This window comes from Oleiagrimonas citrea (genome assembly GCF_012395255.1).
Classification (GTDB): Bacteria; Pseudomonadota; Gammaproteobacteria; order Xanthomonadales; family Rhodanobacteraceae; genus Oleiagrimonas; species Oleiagrimonas citrea.
Map to the genome: position 1 here is coordinate 514277 of NZ_JAAZQD010000001.1, position 22209 is coordinate 536485.

The following is a 22209-nucleotide window of genomic DNA, read 5'->3' on the forward strand; positions in this document are numbered from 1 at the left end:
GGCTCAGGGTAAGAATCCGCGCAAGTGTACCAACGCAGGCCCGCGCATGACTCGATTCCTTTGCCGCGTACACACAGACCCATTGACCTCGGGCGCATGTCTGCGTAGACTTGCGCGCTCTCTATCGGGCGGTTAGCTCAGCGGTAGAGCACTGCCTTCACACGGCAGGTGTCACAAGTTCGATCCTTGTACCGCCCACCATATTCAGCAACGAAAAGGCCACCCGTCGCGGGTGGCCTTTTCGTTTGCGGACAAACCCGGGGTTACTGCAGCTCCCCGGCACCCGGCGCGCGCTCGACCTTGAACACGCGCTGATGCGGCGCGGGACCACGCAGCATCGTCTTCTTCAGCTTGGCCGCCTTCTGGCAGGCATTGCCGCCATCGACAAACACGCCGCCCTGGTTGCACTTCCAGTCGTAGAAGTTGGCCATCGCACCAGCCAGCTGCAGGCTGTAGTCGGTGCTCTGCGCACCCTTGTCGAACGGCACGCCCGCTTCCTCGTTCTGGAACCAGCGCATCCACGCCTTGGAACCGACCGGCGGAATCTTGCTCTGTTCCTGGAAGGTCGGATTCATCGGCGACAGCTGCGGATACTCGGCCGTCATGTGGCAGCTCATGCACGAGCTCAGCGGGTTGTCGACGGGACCGTCCACGCGGCCGTTCCAGCCCAGATGGGTCGGCGGCAGCTCCTTGCCTGGATTGATCGCCGCTTCCTTGAGGTTGGGATTGATGCGGGTTTCGGTCGGCGTCGGATTATCGTACTCGCTGCTGGTCAGTTCGGGATCGTTGCCCCACATCACGCCCAGCGGCACCAGGTTCTCCCAACTCGGCTTGTCACCGACCGCGCCGTTGTACTGGAAGGTGCCGAACAGCCAGCCGGTGCCGGGCACGCGCGAATCACGCACCGCGAAATCCATCTGGATCAGCGCCAGCTTCTTCACCGAACGATCGGCGGAATCGAAGGTGTTGGTGACATAGGCCTGCCACAGCAACGGGTTCTTCAGGAACGGGACGTTCTGGTAGTTGATGTCGGCGAACAGCGCCTTGCAGACCACGGTGCCGTCATGGAAGCTGTTCGGTTCGGACGTGTACGAGGCATCCGGCTTCTGCGGATTCTTCCAGACCTCGCCAATGGTGTACGCGCCGATGTCGTTGTAGATGCCGACGGCATAGGTCTGGCCGGAATCGGTCTGCGTCGAAGCCAGCTGTTTGGGCTGGATCGGCGCTTCCTTGGTCAGGCCGTGAATGCCTTCGCGTCCCAGCGCGCCGTAGTGCTGCCAAGGCATGTGGTACCAGTGGCGCACGGGATTCTTCTGCACATCCCAGTTGGTCTCGGCGTTACCAGCCAGGCAGTATTTCTTCACCGCTGCCAGATACGGCTTCCAGCTGTCGTAGTTGTTGGTCAGTTTGGACGGCAACAGCTTGAAGAACGCCGGCGTGCCGCTCGGCAGTGTCTGCGGATAGTTCTGACTCAGTTGAAACAGCGGCCCGCTGTACTCGCTGGACGGCGGCTGATACCCGAAGTCCGGAAACGTGCCCGCGCTGGCCACGCCGGCGACCAGCAATGCGACCAGTCCGATACGGGCTATTTTTCTGCGTTGTGCAGTGTGCATGTCTTACCTCCCATGTAAGAAATTCCAGAAACGACCGTCCCAGGTCGGGAAACGCACATGCCTGACGCAGCACAGCGGACGGAAGTCATGCACGACTCCAGCGATGTCCGATGCGAAGCGAACGGATACGCGACTCCGAAGCCGCGGACCACGACGTGATGCGATTCCGTTCCCGACTTCCCCTCCCTGGGCATGGCCCGGCGGCGGACCGCCTTCCTTGCGAAGGCGGAACGCGCGCGTCTTTGTCGCACGGACACCTTCTACGCGCAAGTTGCCTCGCGCGCAGAAAGTACCTGCTCTGCCTCAGGGAACCGAGACAGACGCCGCGGTTGCTGGCGAGGCGGATGAACTCGCGGCAGGTATCGCGGCCGAGGAAGCCGGTGCGGGCAGCGGCGCGACCGGCGTGGCGTCGCTGGCGCGCCACTTCATCTGGCCATTGTGGAACGTGTCATAGGCCACCTGATAGGACGCGATCGCCTCGTCGACTTCCTGCGTATCGACCGACTTGACCGGCGTGACATCGCCATTGGCGAAGTTCGGCGTCACCTGCTCGACTTCCCGGCGCGGCGAGAGGATTGTCAGCATGTCGCCCTTCAGATACCCCAGCCGCTGGTACGTCGACGGGAACGCACGCTCGCGCTCGCCCGGCGCCAGCTTGAACACGTCGTAGCCGAAGAAACGGCTGCGGTAGCTGAAATGCAGCAGACCGAGCAGCGTCGGCGGGATGTCCATCTGCGCCATCATCCGATTCACCACCTGCGGCTTGAATTGCGCGGGCGCGTAGATGATCAGCGGGATATGGTAGTGATTGACCGGAATCTCGGCGCTGCCGGCGCTGTGCGCGCAGTGGTCGGCCGTGATCACGAACACTGTATTGTCGAAGTACGGCTTCTTGCGCATGCGCTGGATGAAGTCGTTGATCGCCCAGTCGGTATAGCGGATGGCGCCGAAGCGGGTCTTCTGCTTGCCCTTCACGCGTCCGGTCGGGAACGTGTACGGCCGGTGGTTCGAGGTGGTCATGATGTGCAGGAAGAACGGCTTGCCCTTCGCATGGATCTTGTCCATCTGCAGCATCGCCAGCGAGAACAGATCCTCGTCGGACACGCCCCACACATTCTCGCTGTGGATCTTCATGCTCGAAGGAATGTCGCGGCGATCCACGGCCCGGTAGCCGTTTGCGGCGAAGAACGGATTCATGTTGTCGAACTCGCCGTAACCACCGTAGACGAATTCCGACTCATACCCGTGTTGATTGAATATGTCGGCCAGCGAGAACAGGCCCTGGTTGTGCTTCTGCTTGATCAGTGAATCGCCGGGCGTCGGCGGCACCGACAGCGACAATGCCTCCAGGCCGCGCACGGTACGTGTACCGTTGGCATACATGCGGGTGAAGAAGATGCTCTGGTCCGCCAGCTTGTCCAGATGCGGCGTCAGGTGCTTGGTGCTGCCGAAATGCGCCAGGTACTGGCCGGACAGACTCTCGACACTGATAAGCACCACGTTCAGATGCTTTTCGGGGCCGGGATTGCGGATGGCTCGGGTCAGATTGTGCGGATCATTGCTGACGTAGGTCGCATCCGGCGTCTTCAGCATCTTGCGCACAGTGGCGTAAGCCTGATCATCCGGCAGTGTCTTGTAGAACTGATCGAAATTGAGCTGATCGGCGCGGAACGCCGCGAAGAATTGATAGATGCCGTTGCCGCCCAGGTCGTTGACGTAGCGATTGGCGGTCTGGTTGCGCATGTTCGCATTGACGAAGTACGCCGTGGCGACCGTCGCGACCAGCCAGCCCAGCACGATCCCGGTGCGTCCGGCGAACGTGCTGCCGTCATCCTGCGCGCGAACGCTGCGGCGGCTGAGAAACATCACCGTCAGCGCGATCAGGCCGATGATCGTCAGCCACAGACCGACCGGATACGACTCCTCGATGTTGCCGACCACCTCTCGCGTGTAGACCAGGTAGTCCACCGCGATGAAATTGAAGCGCGCGCTGAACTCGTTCCAGAACGTCCACTCCGAGGCAGCGATGAACAGCAGCCCGAACGTCAGCAGCGTGCAGAATCCGTACAGCACCACGCGCCCTGTACGCGACGTATACGTGAACGCCGTCAGCGGCAGCATGAACAGCAGCGGGATCAGCACCGGCCACGTCACCTTCAGCGTGGCGTGATAAGCCACGTGCAGCGCCAGCAGCACCGCGCCGCAAATCGCACACAGCACCGCGGCGACAGCCAGCCAGCGCAACCAGCCTGGCAAGCGTCCCGGCTTCGTCGGCACCAGCCACAGGAACAACACCATGGGCCAGGCAAAATAAACGAATGCGATCAGATCGTAACCGAGCCCGACACCGAAGATGTACAACCAGTACAGCGGGTTGGCCGGTACACCGGAGCCGGTCTTGACGAGAAGTACCAGGCGGGTCAGAAACGAGATGACGAGAAAACAGACGCCCAGCCAGACCAGGGGACGGAAACGCTGGCGCAAGGGATTTACGGAAACGAACATCGATCTCATACGGGACCCTGCCCGAGGCAAAACATCCCCCATCATACGCCAGAAACCCGTGCGCATTCATGCGCCAGATCGTGATTCGGCGCCGTCCGCGCCATTGAAGCGCAACAAGAAAATCGCCCCCGGAAAGGGGGCGATGATGAGTGCATTCGTGCCGTGACGGATCTCTATCCCTACCAGCACTCGTCGAGCGGAGCCGCTCCCGTGATGGAACGCTGCCCGGTCTGGTCCAGTTTCAACGTACCGCACTTGGCATCACGGCTTGCCTGCACGCCTTGCGGCACGGCCTGAAGCGTGTAGGTCGCGCTGGTCGGCGTGCCATCGAACGAATACTTGTAGAAATTGCCCGTTTGCGACGTCGTGGCGCAACCCATCGTCGCGAACGGAGGCGCCGCGGAGCTACTCGAAGTCGGATAGGTCAGGCTCGTGGTGTAGGCGCGCTCCATGTAATTGGAGAACTCCGACAGACAGCCCTCGGCCGCGACACGATGCGTCTTCGTGATGTGCTGGATGTACGACGGATACGCGATGGCCGAGAGAATCGCGATCACGGCCACCACGATCATCAGTTCAAGCAGCGTGAAGCCATGCGTGCCCGCACGTCGCGACACAGCGCGGGAAGTTCCGGAGTACGGCCGTTGCATCATGATCATTCCTTACTGAGTCGTCAGTTCACGCCAGGACACTCGTCCCAGACCGCCCGTGCTGCCGGAGGTCTGCAGGCTGCCTGTCGTGCCGTTGTCGAAGCTGACCAGCATAGTGCCACCGACGAAGATCGGATTGTTGGGCAAGGAGCTGAAGCCGACGCCCGCCGAGGCATAGGTCTTGCCATTGATGGTGACGGAATCGCCGGAATTGATCTGCCCGTTTCCGTTCACGTCGAAGAAGTCGGAGACCGGATTGGTACCGGTGAACGGGTCTACTGCCATGATCCAGCCGCTGCCTGACGGGTTGCACAGATCCTTGGCCTGCGGAATGCGCGTCGTGCCCAGCAGCACATTGCCCTGGAACTGGTTCGGCGTGACCATGCGCTCGCCTTCGGCGATGTAGGACGTGGCCCCAGTCGAGGCGGACACGATAGGCGTGAGCAGATCCATGTACCAACCCGACTTTCCGGTCATGTCCGACGTGGACGGCGGCGGCGTGACGACGCGTGCAGGCAGTGTCGGCGGCGATGCCGTGGGATCACCCGGCGTCTGACCGATGATCTGTCGCTGCACCAGCGCCGAACGGCCGCTGGAGAGGTTGCTTACCAGACTGGTGGTCGCGGACTGCGCGATGATGCCGTACCAAGTCTGCGTGGACAGGTCGGTGAGGTCCGAGGAACTGAGATAGCGACCGGTTCCGAAGAACAACCAGACGTCGTTCGTCGTCGGATTCTTGCCTGCCAGCAGACCGCCCGTGATGGGCTGGATGTTGCCGCTCGCGTCCTTTGCGGTGAACAGCAGCGTGCCCGTACTGTCCGGCGTGGCCTTGTTGCCGCTGTTGTTCTGCAGCGCGAAGGACCAGACATGTCCGTCCAGATCGCCGGCATAGGCCGTGGTGCTGACACCGTTGGTCGGGGTATCGATCCAAACGGCCGGCGCGGACATGCCGTTGTCGGTGCTCGTATCCGAGGTCAGGTGGACCGAGAGATCGCCCGTCGCCAGATCGAACTGCAACAGTGCGGCGACGCCGTTGGTGCTGTTGTAGCCGTTGCCGATCAGTACCGACCAGCTACCGTCCAGGGTCTGCGCGATCACCGGCTTGCCGGTCATCTGTCCGATGTAGCCGCTGTTGGTCAGGCCATCTCCGGACGAGCGCTCCCAGAGCAACTTGATGTTGGAGGGGGACGTGATGTCCAGCGCATACACCGTCTTGGCGGTACCACGCCCGGTCGTGCCCACGAGCACCGTATGCCAGCTCCCGCTCATGTAGACATCGGCGACGGTCAATTCGCCGTCGTTGAAGTACTGATGCGGCGCGGCGATCGTGCCGTATTTCGGATCGGCCAGCGAAGCGATGCCATTGGTAATGACAGAGCCCGGCAGGTACGCGAACGTTTCCTTGCCGGTTGCGGCATCGAACGCATGCAGCATGCCGTCGTTGGCCGCCAGGTAGACCAGGGCCTTCCGGTTCTCGTTGTTCGTGGCGTAGAGCGGATAGTCCACCGAACCGGTGAACGACTCGCCGTAGAACTGGTTCGCGACCGGCGCACCCACGTAGACCGGCTGCGAGTCGACGATATCGCCGAGCGAGGTGTCACGCGTGCGGTAGATGCCGTTGGTCTGGCTCTGCTCCATCGAGGAGTCGCCGCGCAGGTAGTTGATGATGTTCTGCTGATCGGTGGCATTGAGACCCAGCGCCGCCTGCTGTGCCGCGGAAAGCGACGACAGCGTCTTGAACTGCACGTATTGCGCGCTCGGCGTGGAGCCCTGAGGGTTGTACGTGTAGATGTTGCGGGTCGACCACGAAGGCATCACGTTGGCGGCCTGCCACGCGGGACTGGCGGCGATCGCGCCCGTATTCGGATCGATCGTGAGCGCCTTGAGGTCGCCCTTCCACTTCACCGTGTAGTAGTTCGCCTGATAGGCGACCGTACCGGTCTTCAGCTCGGTCGAGTTGGCGGCAAGGCTTGCGCCGGTGCCGACACGTTCCGCGGCACGCTTCAGTGCATCCTGCAGGCCGTTGGTGAAGGCCTGCGGGCTCGTCGCCGAGTAGAACCCGCCGTGACCGTTCACGGCCGCATGTGCCAGGTCGGCAATGTTGTTGACGTCGTTCGAAGCCGGCTGCGGCCAGGAGAACCCGGAGATCGCGCTTCCACCGTTGGCCCAGTCGAAAACCTGATCGACCGTGGTGCCGGCAGGCGAGATGTGTTCCGGCTTGAAGCCCAGACCGAGGGTGAATGTCGTCATGTGCTGCCAGAACGCCGGATCGTCGGAACTCGGCGGCACTTCATTGCTCACCGAGGTGCGCAGATCGGTCAACCAGTACTTCATGGCCACATCGGCCAGCGTGTCGCTGTAGCTGTCCGCGTACGGCGCCACCGCATTGTAGGTATACGACTGGCCATTCGGTCCGGAACGCTGGGCGCCGCCGGTGCCGTCGACGTTGCCCACGCTGGGCGAGCCGCCGTTCCAGAAACCGTCGGTGGTCAGAATCGTGTAGGACTGACGGCAGGCCAGTTCGGTACTGTCGGAACTGGACGTCTGCCACGGCTGCGCGGACTCGTAGTACTTGCCCACCGCATCGAGCGAAAGACGCAATGGCGTGGAGTTGTTCGGCTCGACACCGGCCAGCCAGGTCCAGAAGGCGCTCTTCTGGGTGCCCGACGAACCATCCCCGAACGGCTGCACCTGGGCGATCGTCTTCGAGTTGTAGACGGCAGTGTTGGCCGGAAGATTGGCGTTGTTGCGCCCGTTGATCGAACCGAAACCGATCCGGAACGTCGGATCGATGTCGATGAACGAATTCATCAGGCCGCTCTTGGCCATCTCGATACGCGTGCGGTAGTACGAGAACCAGTTGGCGACACTCTGCTGCGTGGCCGCGCTGTAGTCACAGTCCGCACCTTCGGCGATCGCGACCGCGCAGTCCTGCTGCGTCTTGCCCACATAGTGACGTACATACCCACCGCTGCCGTCGGGCGTCGTGTAGGTGAAGAGCTTCGCGGTGACGTCCTGTACCTGGATGCACTTGTTCTGCGAACCGTCGAACGTGCCGCCCAGCGGGCAACTCGGCGTGTCCGGCGCGTAGTAGCTGTAGGTGATGTTCGCTTCCCGACAAGTCCAGCGATGATGATGGAAGACGAGCTTGTCATTGCCGTTGCACTGCAAATAGCGATCAGGCTTGTAGTAGCGGTACGAGACACTTTCCACATGCTGGCATTCCCCCTGATGATTGGGGTCGGTAGACAGCACATCCCCGTAATGACAGCTCATGACAGGGTCGTAGTTGTTCTGCACGTTGGACGTCAGCGTCTCGTAGTACCGATAGCTGCCCCAGTACTGGGTGATATCGACCTCGTTGCCGGTCGACTGATCGGTGAACCCGTCCCTGAACGCGTTGCCCAGGCCCGGAGAATTCGGATAGTCCGTGCCGTCCGCCTTCGGCGGCGGCGTGTAGATCAGGTTCGGGTTGTAGTAGGTGCCGTTGTTGCCGTAGTAGCGCAGACCGTCCACGGACGTATCGGGGATGTACGACCAATCGGGCATGAAATCCGAACTCATTGAACCGGAGTCATCCAGCATCAGGACGAGATTCGGCGGCAACGGCTGCTGAATGATGAGCGGCGACTGATCCACCGGCACGGCGGCCTGGGCGGCATACGGCGCGCCCAGCATCCACACGCCCAGACCGACGCAGAACAGGCTGCGCAGAAAGCGCACTGCACGTTCCTTCAAAGTATTCGTTGCATTCATGGCGGTATCGCTCTCGCTACGCGCATTCGCTTTCATGGTCATGCCCTATTCCGCTCAGCCTTTCTTGATGACGGCCTGAAGAGTGACGATCGCGCGGTTCTTGGTCGCGCTCAGACTCGGGTCGCCGCTGCGCGCCGTGACGCGATAGAACACCGACGTGGCCGACACGCCCTGCGCTCCGTAGTTGTGCGCGTTGGCGGTCTGGTTGAACCCTGTATTGGTACTGGCATCCGCCCAGTTGCCCATGTTCTCGATCACGTACTGCGGTTGTCCGGACGCCATGCTCGCTGCGGTGTACTTGCCTGCCGTTGTTCCAGTCTGCACCGTGTGGATCGAACCGCTGGGCAGGTTCGGGTCGTCGAAGGGATTGGTCAGACAGATGACGCCGCCCGCCTGGCAGTTGCGGGCGATCAAGGCGGGATTCGAGGAAATGAGATCCGCGGCGGCGCGCATGGCCGCCTCCGCATTCTGGAAGGCCACCTGGCGGTCGTACATGTTCGAGGCCAGCTTCTGCTGCACGATGGTGCCGCGCACGGCCGAGAAACCGACCAGGGTGATCACTACCAGCAGCAGCAGCGCGATAACCAAGGCGACGCCGCGCTGGCGCTCCTGGGCGAAACCCGGTGCGCGGCGCCCACGAAGAATAGGGAGAGACTGAACATGCATGATCATTTCACCCGATTGCGTACGGTGGTGGTCGAAGTGAATTCGCGTGTGAGCGCCTTGGTGTCGACGCCTGCCCGCTGGTCGGTGCTTTCAAGCTTCAAGTGCACCCGAACCGCATCGACCATGGACCAATTGGTCACGGATGCTGCGTTGACAAAATCGCTGTTCGGCGGCTGATGGAACGTGATCTGCATGTCGTCGACATTGCGGACCATTTCCTGAGGTTGTCCAGTGGGTGTACCGGAAACATTGGTCATCCGCATGTAGTAGAGCGAATGCCCTCCTTCCGGGTTGTTGCCGATGTACCAGTCCGATGCGACCAGCTTGGCAATGACCGAGTTGGGCGGGAACGCATAGCTGTTGCCGTTGGCCGTACAGGTCGTCGGGAAACCCAATCCCTTCGAACAGTTCCCCGGTGAACCCGTGCCGGTATTGTGAACAAGGGTCACGTTCGAGTCGTTGTAATTGGTGATCTGCGTGATCGCCGCATGGTCCGGATCACAGACGATGATGACATCGCCCGTTTTCAGGTCCGACGTGGCGTTATTGAGCTTGAACTGCGCGGACGTGGGGTTGTGACTGGCCACGCTCAATCCCGTCGAGCCAGACCCCAGAATCTGCAGCGAGGACGTGCTGGCGACACGCTGCTGGACCGCCGTGCCCGTAGTCACGGCCGGGTCCACCGTGTTGGGATCGTAGCCGCGCAGAGCATTGCCCCAGTTGGCGAACCAATCCGTGCTCTTGTCATTCAGCACATTGGCGACACGGCCATTGTTGTTGCACGCCGTCTGACCGGCATTGCGGATGTCGCGCGCCAGCAGCTCGAAGGCCACGCGCGCATTGGTCTGCACATCGCTCAGCGCCTGGTTCGTCTGGTACGTCCGTGAGCTGGCCAGAAACACACTACCGGCGCCCGCGATGACGACCAGACCGAGCACCATCGCGATCATCAGCTCGACCAGACTGAACCCCCGCTCGCGCCCGCTCGCACGAGCGAAAGACGTCTTGCGGGCAGGCATGTTCGATGTGTGCATGTTCATAGAATCGCCTTCGTGATGACCTGCTGCTTCTTGCCGCCACCCACGCCGGCACGGCTGTCGTCGAATTCGATCGTGATCGTGCACTCGCCGACATTGTCGCAATTGACGGTGCCCTTGGTGGTTGCTTCGGCGCCCATGTCGTGGCCGAGCTGGGCGCACCATGCATTCAACTGGAAAGCCGCCAGCGAGCCGCTCGCGGAAGGACAGGCATTCGCAATCACGGTCGTGTTGTAGTTGCCGGCCTTGGCGTTGGTCAGGTCGGCGCGCATCGCGTCGAGGATCGAGTAGCTGTTGACCGTCGCCATGCTTCGCGCCATCGCGCTGTTGTTGGTCGACAACGACATGGCCAGCAGCGCGCCAACACCAAGAAAGCCGATCGACAGCACCAGTACGGCGATCATGACCTCGATCAGGCCCACGCCGCCCTGGACGGAAGCCGACTTGCTGCGGTGGGCGAAAATGGGAAGTGAACGCTTCATCACGGGCAAGTCCCCGTAGTAGTGGTCGTCGTGATGATCGAACCCGTCACGATCTGGATCACGCGATGGTTGTTCGAACTGAGCTGGTCGGTGCAGATGTCGACCAGGGTGTCGTTCATCGGCGCCGTGCTGCCGATGGCGTGGCCGATGCCCTGGCCGTCGAAACGCACGGCCTTGATGTCGCCGTTGAGTTTCAGTGGCCCCGAGATCTGCGTGTTCTCGGCGTGCGCCAGGAACGTCTTGTCGCTGGCACTGGAGGCATTCGGGTCTTGCAGGAGAACCGCCGCGCCCGTCATGGTCCCGCACGCGGAACCCAGCGTGTCGGAGCCGTTGTTCGCCGCCACATTGCTGCAGAACTGCGCGAAATTGTTGCGCTTGACCGCCTCCAACTTCGCCGTGTTGATGGCATCCACCATATCGTTGGCGACCGTCGTCATGCGATTGGAGAGCGTGATCGACTTGAAGCTGGGGATCGCAATCGCAACCAGCACAGCGGCGACGGCCACGGTGATCATCAGCTCCACCAGAGTGAAGCCCCGCGCACGCGCGCACGAACCGTCATGACGGTAGGACACCGCGACAGGAACCGTCGGCTGCACTTCTCGAGTGCGGCGCTCCTGGCATGACGTAATCGAATGGATCATGGATCCGAACCCCTGACAGATATACCCCGCATACAGCATAAGCGGCGGGTACGGAATTGCCAGTTGGAAACGGACGAATGGTAGCGATTTCCCGATCAGCGGCGGCTCGAGGCCATAAAGCTGTGGCGCAAGTCACACCGACAGCGCCATCGGCGGCACGCCACGACACCCTGAAAACAAAAACGGACGCCCCGGGGGGGAGCGTCCGTCTGCTGCAAAGATGGTGCCGTTGAGAGGAGTCGAACCTCCGACCTACTGATTACGAATCAGTTGCTCTACCAACTGAGCTACAACGGCAGCGGCAAAGAGGCGAAATTCTAGGCGGACCGGCGCGATGACGCAAGCCGGAATCGCACGAATCCACCTGTTTTCTTGCTATGCGCTGATCTGGCGCAGTTCGCGCGGCAGCGCGAACGTGATGCTCTCCGGCTCACCGTCCAGTTCCTGCACGCTGTCGCCGCCGTGCGAACGCAGCCAGGCGATGACTTCCTGTACCAGATTCTCGGGTGCCGAGGCGCCGGCAGTGACCCCGACGCGCGAGACACCCTCGAGCCAGGACAGCTCGATGTGCTCCGCGCCGTCGATCAGGTACGAGGGCGTGCCCTCCTTCTGGGCCAGCTCGCGCAGGCGATTGGAATTGGAGCTGTTGACCGATCCCACCACCAACATCACATCGACGGCGTCGGCCAGCCGACGGACCGCATCCTGTCGATTCTGCGTGGCGTAGCAGATGTCGTCCTTGCGCGGCCCCTCGATGTCGGGGAAGCGCTCGCGCAGGGCGGCGATGATCGCCTTGGTGTCGTCGACCGACAGCGTCGTCTGCGTGACGTAGGCCAGGTTCCCAGGAGTCTTCGGCGCCAGCGCCTGCACATCGCCGACCGATTCCACCAGCAGGATCTCGCCCGTGTTGGCCGGATTCCACTGCCCCATGGTGCCCTCGACCTCGGGATGACCGGCGTGACCGATCAGCACCACGCTGCGCCCCTGCCGCCCCAGCCGCGCGACCTCCATGTGCACCTTGGTGACCAGCGGACAGGTCGCGTCGAACACCTTCAGCTTGCGCGCATCGGCCTCCTCGCGCACGGCCTTGGACACGCCGTGCGCGCTGAAGATCACCGTGGCGTCGTCCGGCACTTCGTGCAGCTCGTCGACGAACACCGCGCCCTTACGCTTGAGGTTGTCGACCACGTAGCGGTTGTGCACCACTTCGTGACGCACGTAGATCGGCGCGCCGTAGGATTCCAGCGCGCGTTCGACGATGGCGATGGCACGGTCCACGCCGGCGCAGAAGCCGCGAGGATTGGCGAGAAGAATGTCCATGAAACAACCTGGATCGTGATGGCCGATTGACGCCGCACACACCGGAACGGGCATGCCCTAGTGTACTGCAGCCACAGCGGTAGCCGGGTGCCGCCGTTCAGTCTCGCGGACTATTTGGAGCGGTGCGCGGGACCGCCGAACATACCGAAACCGATCAGCAGCACCGCCCCGACGAAGATCGACGAATCGGCCAGATTGAACGCGGGATAGGCCCAGCGCCCGAAGTACAGCAGCACGAAATCCGTCACCTGCCCGGCATGCAGACGGTCGATGAGGTTCCCCAGCGCCCCGCCGATGATCAATGCCAGCGGCAGCGCCGTGCGCCAGTCGCGGCGCGGCGTGCGCGCCATCCACACCGCCAGCACGGCACTGATGACCAGCGCCAGCCCGGTGAAGAACCAGCGCTGCCAGCCGCTACCGTCGGCCAGGAAGCTGAAGGCCGCCCCCTTGTTGAAGGCCAGCGTCCAGTACCAGAACCCGGAAATCACCGGCACCTGCTGGCCGGGATGGATGCTGGAAAGCACCCAGTACTTGCTCAGCTGGTCGAGCACGATGACCGCGGCGGTCAGCCACAGCCAGCTCAGCGCATTGGGTTTGGGCAGTTTGCTCATCGCCTGTCCTGCATGGTCCTTGCGTCACGGGCACGCACTGCGCGCCCGCATCGTTTCATCCGTTCACTTCGTGCACTGGTCAGAACCAGCGCCGTTCCTCGCCACCGGCATCCACGTTCTGCACGCAGCGCCCGCACAATTCCGGATGCTCCGCGTGGCTGCCGACGTCCTCGCGGTGGTGCCAGCAGCGCACGCACTTCGCGGCCGTGCTCGGCGTCGCAGACACCCAGGCTTCGCCCTCGTCCAGCTCCACGCGCACGGCGTCCTCGCCGCGCGCATCCAGCGCCGCCAGCTTGACATCCGAGGTGATGAAGAAGAAACGCAGCTCCTTGGCCATGTCCGCGTAGCGATCCAGTAGATCGGCATCCAGATACAGCGTGATCTCGGCCTGCAGCGAAGCGCCGATGTCACCGGCCTTGCGCATGCCTTCGAGCACGCGCGAGGCGGTCTCGCGAATATCCAGCAGGTCGCTCCAGAAGCAGCGCTGTTCGGCACTGCCCTGCTCTGCTTCCAGTCCGTCGTACCAGGTCTCGAACAGCACGCTCTCGCCGCGCTCGCCCGGCATGTGCTGCCACACTTCCTCGGCCGTGAAGCTGAGTACCGGTGCCAGCCAGCGCACCAGCGCCTCGAGGATGCGGTACATCGCACTCTGCGCCGAACGGCGGCCCAGGCTGTCGGCCTGCATGGTGTACAGGCGGTCCTTGGTCATGTCCAGGTACAACGCGCCCATCTCGTTGGTGCAGAAGTTCTGCACGCGCTGCACGATCTCCGGGAAATCGCAGCGCTCGTAGGCGCCGGTCACGGCCTGCTGCACGTCGTGCGCCACCTGCAGCGCCCATTGATCCAGCGGCAGGCACTGCGTCACCGGCAGCAGATCGTGCTTCGGATCGAAGCCGGCCAGGTTGCCGAGCAGGAAGCGGCAGGTGTTGCGGATACGGCGGTAGCTGTCGGCGACGCGCTTGAAGATCTCGTCGGAGACGGCCATCTCGTTGCGGTAGTCGGCCGCGGCCACCCACAGGCGCAGGATGTCGGCGCCGAGCGAGTCAGACACCTTCTGCGGCGCCACAACGTTCCTCTGCGATTTGGACATCTTGCGGCCGTTCTGGTCGACCGTGAAACCGTGCGTGAGCACCAAGTCGTACGGCGCACGACCGTGCATCGCCGCCGAGGTCAGCAGCGAGGACTGGAACCAGCCGCGATGCTGATCCGAGCCTTCCAGATACATGACGCGGTATTCCTCGGCATCGCCGGCCTGCAACTCGGGCCGCTGGTCGATCACGCAGGCGTGGGTGACGCCGGAATCGAACCACACGTCGAGCACGTCCGTGACTTTCTCGTACTCGCTCGCCTCGTCGCCCAGCAACTCGACCGGATCGAGCGTATCCCACATGTCGATGCCGTCCTTTTCGACACGCTGCGCGACCTGCTCCAGCAGTTCGATGCTGTCCGGATGCGGTTCCTGCGTCTGCTTGTGCACGAACAGGGCGATCGGCACGCCCCAGGTGCGCTGGCGCGAGATGCACCAGTCGGGACGGCCCTCGACCATGCCGGCGATGCGCTCCTGACCCCAGGACGGCACCCAGCGCACGCCCTTGATGGCGGTCAGCGCGGTGTCGCGCAGACCTTCCTTGTCCATGCTGATGAACCACTGCGGCGTGGCACGGAACGCCACGGGCGTCTTGTGCCGCCAGCAATGCGGATAGCTGTGCTCGATCTCGACGAAGGCCAGCAGCTTGCCGCGTTCGCGCAGCAGCTCGACGATGCCCGCATTGGCCTTCCAGATGTGCTGCCCCTCGAACAACGGCGTGCCCGGCAGGTACACGCCGCGCGCGTCGACCGGGTTCAGCACGTTGGCCGGGTAGCGGTCGACCAGACCGTAGCGGCGCGAGACGCTGAAGTCGTCGGCACCGTGGCCGGGGGCGGTATGCACCGCACCGGTGCCGTCCTCGGCCGACACATGGTCGCCGAGGATGACGGGGATCTCGCGCTCGTAGAACGGATGCGCCAGCAGCTGATTCTCCAGTTGCGCGCCGTTCGCCCGGCCGAGGATCGTCACAGACTCGACGCCGTAGCGGGTCGCGACCGATTCGGCCAGCGCCTCGGCGACGGCCAGCAGCACGCGACGGCCGTCACGAGCCACGCCCTCGATCAGCACGTAGTCCAGCTCGGGACCGACGCTGACCGCCAGACTGGCCGGCAGCGTCCACGGCGTGGTGGTCCAGATCGGCATGGCGACGATGGCATCGCCCGATTCGACGCCGAACAGCGCAGCGAAGCCCTTCGGGTCCAGCGCATCGTAGGCCACGTCGATGGCCGGCGAGCGCTTGTCGGCGTATTCGATCTCGGCCTCGGCCAGTGCCGAGCCACAGTCGAAGCACCAGTGCACCGGCTTGAAGCCGCGCACCACGTGATCGTTGCCGTAGATGCGCGCCAGCGCGCGCAACATGTCCGCCTCGAAGCGGAAGTCCATGCTGCGGTACGGCTTGTCCCAGTCGCCCAGCACACCCAGACGCTTGAAGCCCTCGCGCTGCTGATCGACCTGCTCGGCCGCGTACTCGCGGCACTTCTGGCGGAAGGCGGCGGCATCGAGCTTGTCGCCCGGCTTGCCGTGCTTCTTCTCGACCGCGATCTCGATGGGCAGGCCGTGGCAGTCCCAGCCCGGCACGTACGGCGCTCGGTAGCCGGCCAGCAGATGCGACTTGACCACAATGTCCTTGAGCACCTTGTTGACGGCGTGACCGATGTGAATCGCGCCGTTGGCGTACGGCGGGCCGTCGTGCAGCACGAACACGCGCTTGCGATCCGCGGTGTGCTGCTGGATCTGCGCGTAGCGGTCGACCTTCGCCCATTCGTCCAGCCAGGCCGGCTCGCGCTTGGGCAGGTTGCCGCGCATCGGGAAGTCCGTCTGCGGCAGATGGATGGTGCTCTTGTAGTCCTTGCTCATCGACAACTCGAATCCGGGTCGGTGTGATTTGTGTTCAATCAGGGCAGATTCCTGCATCGTCGACAACGGACAATGTGGAATAAACGAAACGGCATCTTTGACGACGCGCCAGCGCAAGGCAAGCCCGATCGTGGGTTTCAGGCTCCTTCGACCGGCGCGATGCCGAGCGCGGCACGTGCCGCGGCGGCGTCGCGATCCATCTGCACGACCAGCGCATCGAGGTCGTCGAACTTCTCCTCGTCGCGCAGGTGCGTCACGAACTCGACTCGGATGCGATGCCCGTAGATCTCCTCGTCGAAGTCGAACAGATGCGCTTCCAGCAACGGTTGCGGCAGACGATTCACAGTCGGCCGCACGCCCAGGCTGGCCACGCCCGGCAAGCCGGAGCGGCCATCGGGCAGATCCACGCGAACCGCGAAGATGCCCTGCAACGGCGTCACACGCCGGCCCAGCGGCACGTTCGCCGTCGGATATCCGAGCGTGCGGCCCAGCTTCTCGCCCTCGACCACATGCCCGCTCATCGCGAACGGGCGACCCAGAAGTCGCCCGGCGTGGGCAAAGTCGCCGTCCGCCAGCGCCTTGCGAATCGCGCTCGAAGAGACCTGCAGGCCGTCGATCTGCTGCACCGGCATGGCCCGCGCCGCAAAGCCGTGCTCCGCACCCATGCGCTCGAGCAGCGCGAAATCGCCGCCGCGCTTGTGTCCGAAGCGGAAATCGCCGCCGACCCAGACTTCGCGCGCGGCCACGCGCCGCACCAGCACGTCCCGCACGAACTGCTCGGCCGGCATCGCCGTCAACGCCCGGTTGAAGCGCAGCAGCAGCACGCGATCCATGCCCGCATCCCGCAGCCCCTCCAGCTTCTCGCGCATCGAGGCCAGGCGCGGCACCGGCTCGGGCGAGAAGAACGCGCGCGGCAACGGCTCGAAGCTGATCGCCACGGCCTCCACGCCGAGCACGTCCGCACGCTCGCGCACGCGCGCGAGCAGCGCGCGATGGCCGCGATGCAGCCCGTCGAACGCGCCAACGGTGACGACACTGCCGCCCGGGGCCACGCACGGCCCGGCGACATCCCGGTGAAGCTCAGTCATCGAGCCAGTATAGCGGCCCTGTCCAGCCCGGCGCATGCCGGAACCGCGCCCGGAAATGATTCGCCCCTCATGCACCGCGCAGGTCGCGAAGACGGAAGCCCGCCACGAACAGGCTTCCCGCGTAGGCCGCCGCGCCCGCCGCGACCAGCGCCGCCAGATGCCAGATACGCATCCAGGACGACTCAGTCGTCCACCCGGCCCAGTGTTCGCGCCCCAGCCACAACACCACTCCCATGACCGCGCAGGCGAACACCACGCGCCCCAGATGCCGCAGCCAGCCCGGCTGACGCTGGAAAACCCCTGCGCGACGCAAGCCGCGCCAGAGCAGCGCCAGCTGGATGTAGCTCGACAACGCACTGGCGATACCCAGCGCCATGTGCAGGCCCGGCACCTGCGCGATGCCGTCGAGCCAGCTGCCCTGCTTCAGGCTCGCCGGCGCCCACCACTGGTACAGCACGGCAATGAACGTCAACGCGAACGCCATGTTGGCGACCAGCACCACCACACTGATGCGCATCGGCGTGCGCGTGTCCTGGCGCGAATAGAACGCCGGCAGCATCACCTTGACCAGCGCGAACGCCGGCAGTCCGGACACGAAGGCCATGATCGACAGCGTCGCCATGTGGGTGTCGAAGGCGTTGAACTTGCCGTGCTGGAACAGCGTCGCGATCAGCGGCATGGCCAGCAACAGCAAGGCCAGCATCGCAGGGAGCGCAATCAGCAGGGCGATGCGCAGCCCCCAGTCCAGCGAGCGCGAGTAGCCATCGCCGTCCTTGTCGACGAAATGACGCGAAAGCGCCGGCAGGATCACCGTTCCCAGCGCCACGCCGAACACACCCAGCGGCAGCTCCAGGAAGCGCGTGGACAGCGACAGCCAGCTCTGCGAGCCGGTCAGCAGAAACGAGGCGATCACCGTGTCCAGCAGCAGATTGACCTGGTAGATCGACGAGCTGAACAGCGTCGGCAGCATCAGCCGCATGATCTTGCGCACGTCGGGATGCCCCCAGCCCCAACGTGGCCGCACCAGCAGACCGATCCGGCGCAGCGAGGGCACCAGGAACGCCAACTGGACCACGCCGCCGGCCATCACCGCCCAGCCCATCGCCATGATCGGCACCTGCAACCGCGGCGCCAGCCACACCGCACCGGCGATCATGCACAGATTCAGCAGCACCGGCGCGAAGGCCGGCATGGCGAACCGGTCGAAGCTGTTCAGCGCGCCCGCCACCATGGCTGTCATCGACACGAACCACAGGAACGGAAACGTCAGCCGCAGCAGATCGATGGTCAGGTCCAGCTTGTGCGGCTGGTCGATCGAACCCGGCGCGAACAGCGCGGCCACCTGCGGCGCGAAGAACATGCCCAGCGCGGTCACCACCAACAGCACGCCGCCCAGCGTGCCCGACACGCGCCGAACAAGGGCCTTCAGATCCTCGTGCGAACGGGTTTCCTTGATTTCGGTGAACACCGGCACGAAGGCCGTCGAGAACGAGCCTTCGGCGAACAGCCGGCGCATGAAATTGGGAATGCGGAACGCCACCCAGAACGCATCCGTGGCCGCATTGGCGCCGAAAGCCGTGTTGATGGCGATGTCGCGGATCAGGCCGAATACGCGTGACAGCATGGTCACGCTGCTGAACGAGAGCACGCCACGCAACAGACTATGCTTTTTCATGCCCGCAGCTCCCCTGCCGCGCACACGGAAGTAGCCACCAAGCCATTGACGGCACTATAATCTCGCCCCATAATTAGCGTCTTTTTCCACGCCAACAGATTCGGAGTCATCCCTTGGCCAACATCAAGTCCGCAAAGAAGCGCGCGCGTCAGTCCGAGCAGTCGCGTATGCGCAACGCCAGCGCGCGCTCCATGATGCGCACTGCCCTGAAGAAGGTCGTCAAGGCGATCGAAGCCAACGACAAGGCGGCTGCGACCGAAGCGTTCCAGAACGCCGCGCCGCTGCTGGATCGCTACGCCTCGCGTGGCCTGATCCACAAGAACAAGGCCGCTCGCCACAAGAGCCGCCTGAACGCGAAGATCCACGCTCTGGGCTGATTCAGCCTTCAGCACGCGTGCGAAAAAGCCGGCTTGCGCCGGCTTTTTTGTTGCCCGGCGCACGGGCAGAATCTGACGACCACGCACCGAAACCAGGCTCACGAACGCGGCTCCGCACCACCCTCGCCGCGCATGCGCACATCATCGCGCGCCTCGGCGGCCTCGCGCTCCTGCTCGCGCCGCGCATCGAAAAAGCGCTGCGCCTGCAGGCAGACCTCACGCGTGCCTTCGCGACCCACGGCGGAAATCAGGAACCACGGCTGCGTCCAGCCCAGCGCATCGACGATCTCCTGCGCGCGGGCCGCGCGCTCGTCCTCCGGCAACAGGTCGGCCTTGTTCAGTACCAGCCAGCGCGGGCGCTGCAGCAACTCGGGATCGAACTGCTCCAGCTCGGCCTCGATGGCGCGCACCTGCTCCACCGGGTCGCTGCCATCCATCGGCGCCATGTCGACCAGATGCAGCAGCAGGCTCGTGCGCGCCACGTGACGCAGGAACTGCATGCCCAGCCCCGCACCCTCGGCCGCGCCCTCGATCAGGCCGGGAATGTCAGCCACCACGAAGCTGCGGTCAGCCTCGACGCGCACCACACCCAGTCCGGGATGCAGGGTCGTGAACGGGTAGTCGGCCACGCGCGGCGTCGCCGCGGAGACGGCGCGAATGAAGGTCGACTTGCCGGCATTGGGGAAGCCCAGCAGGCCGACGTCGGCCAGCAACTTCAGCTCCATCTTCAGCTCGCGCTCGTCACCCACGGTTCCCGGCGTGGACTGCCGCGGCGCCCGGTTGACCGAGCTCTTGAAATGCATGTTGCCGAGGCCGCCCTTGCCACCCTGCGCGACCAGCAGGCGCTGCTCGTGCGTGGTCAGATCGCCGATGACCTCGTCGGTCTCGACGTTGGTGACGACGGTGCCGACCGGCACACGCACGACGATGTCCTCGCCGCCCTTGCCGTACATCTGGCTGCCCATGCCGTCCTGGCCGCGCGGCGCCTTGAACACGCGCTGATGGCGGAAGTCGATCAGCGTGTTCAGGCCTTCATCGGCCTCCAGCCACACCGAGCCGCCACGGCCGCCATCGCCGCCGTCTGGACCGCCGAAGGGAATGTATTTCTCCCGGCGGAAGCTGACGCAGCCGTTGCCGCCGTTGCCGGCCTTGACCCGAATTTTGACTTCATCGACGAATTTCATTGGACGGCTGGGAATGCTCAATCGGGAAAGGGGAATCCGCGGGCATGCGCCACGGAACCGAATGCACAAGCTTCGATCATAGGGCACACGTGACGCGAACACATCGGGACCGCGGAACTGTTCGGAAGCCGGTGCTCGCGAAGCCGGTCTCGCCGACTCCCCGCCACTCATGCTCTTCGCAGGACCTGCAAACAAAAGCCCCGCGCATGGCGGGGCTCTGTCGCGTCGATGGCGATGTCCGGGCAATCAGCCCTGGACGACGCTCACGAACTTGCGATTCTTCTCGCCGCGGGTCTTGAACTCGACCTTGCCGTCGACCAGCGCGAACAGCGTGTGGTCGCGGCCCAGGCCGACGCCGGTGCCGGCGTGGAACTTGGTGCCACGCTGACGCACGATGATGTTTCCGGCCTCGACTGCCTGGCCGCCGTAGATCTTCACGCCCAGGTATTTCGGGTTGGAGTCGCGGCCGTTACGGCTGGAACCTACGCCCTTTTTATGTGCCATGGTGTCTGACTCCTCTTACTTCGAGCCGCCGGCGATGCCGGTGATCTCGATTTCGGTGTAATACTGACGGTGGCCCTGCTGCTTCATGTGGTGCTTGCGGCGGCGGAACTTGATGATGCGGACCTTCTTGCCACGGCCGTGCGAAAGAACCTTCGCGCTGACCTTGGCGCCGTCGATGACCGGCGCGCCGACCGTCACGTTCTCGCCTTCGCCGACCAGCAGGACCTGGTCGAATTCGATGGTGCTGTCCACTTCGGCGTCGAGCTTCTCCACGCGCAGGTATTCGCCCTGCATCACGCGGTACTGCTTGCCGCCGGTCTTGATGACTGCGTACATGATGGGATCCTTCTGTAGTTTTTCTTCCGGGGTCTCGCGGATCGCTTTGCCCCGTTTGGTTGGTTTCGCGTCTTGCGCGAACCCGCGATTCTAGCGTTTCACCACATTCGCGCGCAAGCCCCTGATTCCCGTGGGCATGTCGTCCGCCGCCCAGGGACGACGGACGACGCCGCGGGTCACTTGCCGGTCTTGGCGTCCGGCTTGGTCGCCGGGCACTTGCCGTCGGCGGAGATGGTGCCGTCCTTCTTCAGCTGGGCGACCATCGCCTGCATGCGATTCTTGCCCCAGGACTGGCCGATCTGCATGGATTCGCGCATGGTCTCGGGCATCTCGTGGATGACCTTCTGGCCCAGCGGGGTGCGGTAGAACTTCAGCAGCCCGGTCATGTCGCGCTGCGTGAAGTGCTTCTGGTAGACCGGCACCAGCTTGTTGATCATGTCCTGCTCGGCCTTCGGACCGGCAAAATCCTGCCAGTAGCTGGCCGGCACGCAGGGCAGCGCCTGTTCCATGAACGAGGCCATGCGGCTGTTCATCTGCTCCATCATGCCGTGCATCATCTTGCCGCTGCCGGTGACTTCCAGCAGCTGGCGCACCTGCGCGGCCGTGGCCTGCTTGGGCTGGGCCTGGGCCACGCCGGCCGTCGCGAGGGAAAGGATCAGGGCGGCGGCCATGCCGGACGCGGAAAAGGCTTTCATGCGGTCTCTCCATTGAGTGAATTCGGCTGCATCGTCGCAGAACGTGCGACAACATCGCGTTGATATAGTAGCGGTTCGGCCGCATCTTCGGTGTCGGCCATCACCTACTCCACCTTTCCGGA

General features: G+C 63.8%; 18 protein-coding genes and 2 tRNA genes. 2 read left to right on the forward strand and 18 right to left on the reverse strand.

Translation table 11 applies throughout. The features are described from left to right. Positions 1 to 126: 126 nt before the first annotated feature. A tRNA-Val gene (locus tag HF690_RS02205) sits at positions 127 to 201 on the forward strand. A gap of 62 nt (positions 202 to 263) precedes the next feature. Here the strand turns inward: HF690_RS02205 and HF690_RS02210 are convergent. The 14 genes from HF690_RS02210 to murJ all read right to left on the reverse strand — a co-directional run bounded on the left by HF690_RS02210 (position 264) and on the right by murJ (position 18991). Continuing rightward, positions 264 to 1613: a hypothetical protein gene (locus HF690_RS02210; protein WP_193568356.1), complete on the reverse strand. Its 1350-nt coding sequence runs from the start codon at positions 1611 to 1613 to the stop codon at positions 264 to 266. A 303-nt stretch (positions 1614 to 1916) separates the two neighbouring features. Further along, positions 1917 to 4127 (reverse strand): sulfatase-like hydrolase/transferase, encoded by a 2211-nt coding sequence (locus tag HF690_RS02215; protein WP_168608295.1) that lies wholly within the window; start codon positions 4125 to 4127, stop codon positions 1917 to 1919. Between the two features lie 170 nt (positions 4128 to 4297). Beyond that, complete coding sequence (locus HF690_RS02220; protein WP_240151524.1) at positions 4298 to 4771, reverse strand: type IV pilin protein; 474 nt, start codon at positions 4769 to 4771, stop codon at positions 4298 to 4300. 9 nt (positions 4772 to 4780) lie between these two features. Beyond that, positions 4781 to 8566: a pilus assembly protein gene (locus HF690_RS02225; protein ID WP_240151525.1), complete on the reverse strand. Its 3786-nt coding sequence runs from the start codon at positions 8564 to 8566 to the stop codon at positions 4781 to 4783. A 12-nt stretch (positions 8567 to 8578) separates the two neighbouring features. Further along, complete coding sequence (locus tag HF690_RS02230; protein WP_168608296.1) at positions 8579 to 9190, reverse strand: pilus assembly PilX family protein; 612 nt, start codon at positions 9188 to 9190, stop codon at positions 8579 to 8581. Positions 9191 to 9192: 2 nt separating this feature from the next. After that, positions 9193 to 10230, reverse strand: coding sequence for a prepilin-type N-terminal cleavage/methylation domain-containing protein (locus HF690_RS02235; RefSeq protein WP_425495897.1), 1038 nt, complete (start codon positions 10228 to 10230; stop codon positions 9193 to 9195). Further along, positions 10227 to 10649 carry a type IV pilus modification protein PilV gene (gene pilV / locus HF690_RS02240; protein ID WP_338042863.1) on the reverse strand — a complete coding sequence of 141 codons (423 nt, stop codon included), beginning with the start codon at positions 10647 to 10649 and terminating at the stop codon, positions 10227 to 10229. Before pilV ends, HF690_RS02235 begins: the two co-directional genes overlap by 4 nt. A gap of 59 nt (positions 10650 to 10708) precedes the next feature. Then, the gene (locus HF690_RS02245; RefSeq protein ID WP_168608298.1) at positions 10709 to 11353 is read right to left on the reverse strand and encodes a pilus assembly FimT family protein; all 645 of its coding nucleotides are present in this window, start codon (positions 11351 to 11353) and stop codon (positions 10709 to 10711) included. A 221-nt stretch (positions 11354 to 11574) separates the two neighbouring features. Continuing rightward, positions 11575 to 11650, reverse strand: a tRNA-Thr gene (locus tag HF690_RS02250). A gap of 78 nt (positions 11651 to 11728) precedes the next feature. Beyond that, positions 11729 to 12673: a 4-hydroxy-3-methylbut-2-enyl diphosphate reductase gene (gene ispH, locus HF690_RS02255; RefSeq protein WP_113065125.1), complete on the reverse strand. Its 945-nt coding sequence runs from the start codon at positions 12671 to 12673 to the stop codon at positions 11729 to 11731. A gap of 110 nt (positions 12674 to 12783) precedes the next feature. Beyond that, the gene (gene lspA, locus HF690_RS02260) at positions 12784 to 13284 is read right to left on the reverse strand and encodes a signal peptidase II (RefSeq protein WP_113065126.1); all 501 of its coding nucleotides are present in this window, start codon (positions 13282 to 13284) and stop codon (positions 12784 to 12786) included. 79 nt (positions 13285 to 13363) lie between these two features. Then, positions 13364 to 16228 (reverse strand): isoleucine--tRNA ligase, encoded by a 2865-nt coding sequence (gene ileS, locus HF690_RS02265; RefSeq protein ID WP_168608299.1) that lies wholly within the window; start codon positions 16226 to 16228, stop codon positions 13364 to 13366. A gap of 137 nt (positions 16229 to 16365) precedes the next feature. After that, positions 16366 to 17316: a bifunctional riboflavin kinase/FAD synthetase gene (locus HF690_RS02270; RefSeq protein WP_168608300.1), complete on the reverse strand. Its 951-nt coding sequence runs from the start codon at positions 17314 to 17316 to the stop codon at positions 16366 to 16368. A 67-nt stretch (positions 17317 to 17383) separates the two neighbouring features. Then, the gene (murJ, locus tag HF690_RS02275) at positions 17384 to 18991 is read right to left on the reverse strand and encodes a murein biosynthesis integral membrane protein MurJ (RefSeq protein WP_168608301.1); all 1608 of its coding nucleotides are present in this window, start codon (positions 18989 to 18991) and stop codon (positions 17384 to 17386) included. Between the two features lie 113 nt (positions 18992 to 19104). On the opposite strand from murJ, the gene rpsT reads away from it, so the two are divergent. Then, positions 19105 to 19368 (forward strand): 30S ribosomal protein S20, encoded by a 264-nt coding sequence (gene rpsT, locus HF690_RS02280; RefSeq protein WP_113065130.1) that lies wholly within the window; start codon positions 19105 to 19107, stop codon positions 19366 to 19368. 98 nt (positions 19369 to 19466) lie between these two features. Here rpsT and cgtA read toward each other — a convergent pair whose 3' ends face one another. The 4 genes from cgtA to HF690_RS02300 all read right to left on the reverse strand — a co-directional run bounded on the left by cgtA (position 19467) and on the right by HF690_RS02300 (position 22087). Continuing rightward, positions 19467 to 20552, reverse strand: coding sequence for an Obg family GTPase CgtA (gene cgtA / locus HF690_RS02285; RefSeq protein WP_113065131.1), 1086 nt, complete (start codon positions 20550 to 20552; stop codon positions 19467 to 19469). A 246-nt stretch (positions 20553 to 20798) separates the two neighbouring features. Next, positions 20799 to 21056 (reverse strand): 50S ribosomal protein L27, encoded by a 258-nt coding sequence (gene rpmA, locus HF690_RS02290; protein WP_113065132.1) that lies wholly within the window; start codon positions 21054 to 21056, stop codon positions 20799 to 20801. Positions 21057 to 21071: 15 nt separating this feature from the next. Next, positions 21072 to 21392, reverse strand: a complete 321-nt coding sequence (gene rplU / locus HF690_RS02295; protein WP_113065133.1) for a 50S ribosomal protein L21 — start codon at positions 21390 to 21392, stop codon at positions 21072 to 21074. A gap of 176 nt (positions 21393 to 21568) precedes the next feature. Beyond that, complete coding sequence (locus HF690_RS02300) at positions 21569 to 22087, reverse strand: DUF2059 domain-containing protein (protein ID WP_168608302.1); 519 nt, start codon at positions 22085 to 22087, stop codon at positions 21569 to 21571. Between the last annotated feature and the right edge of the window lie 122 nt (positions 22088 to 22209).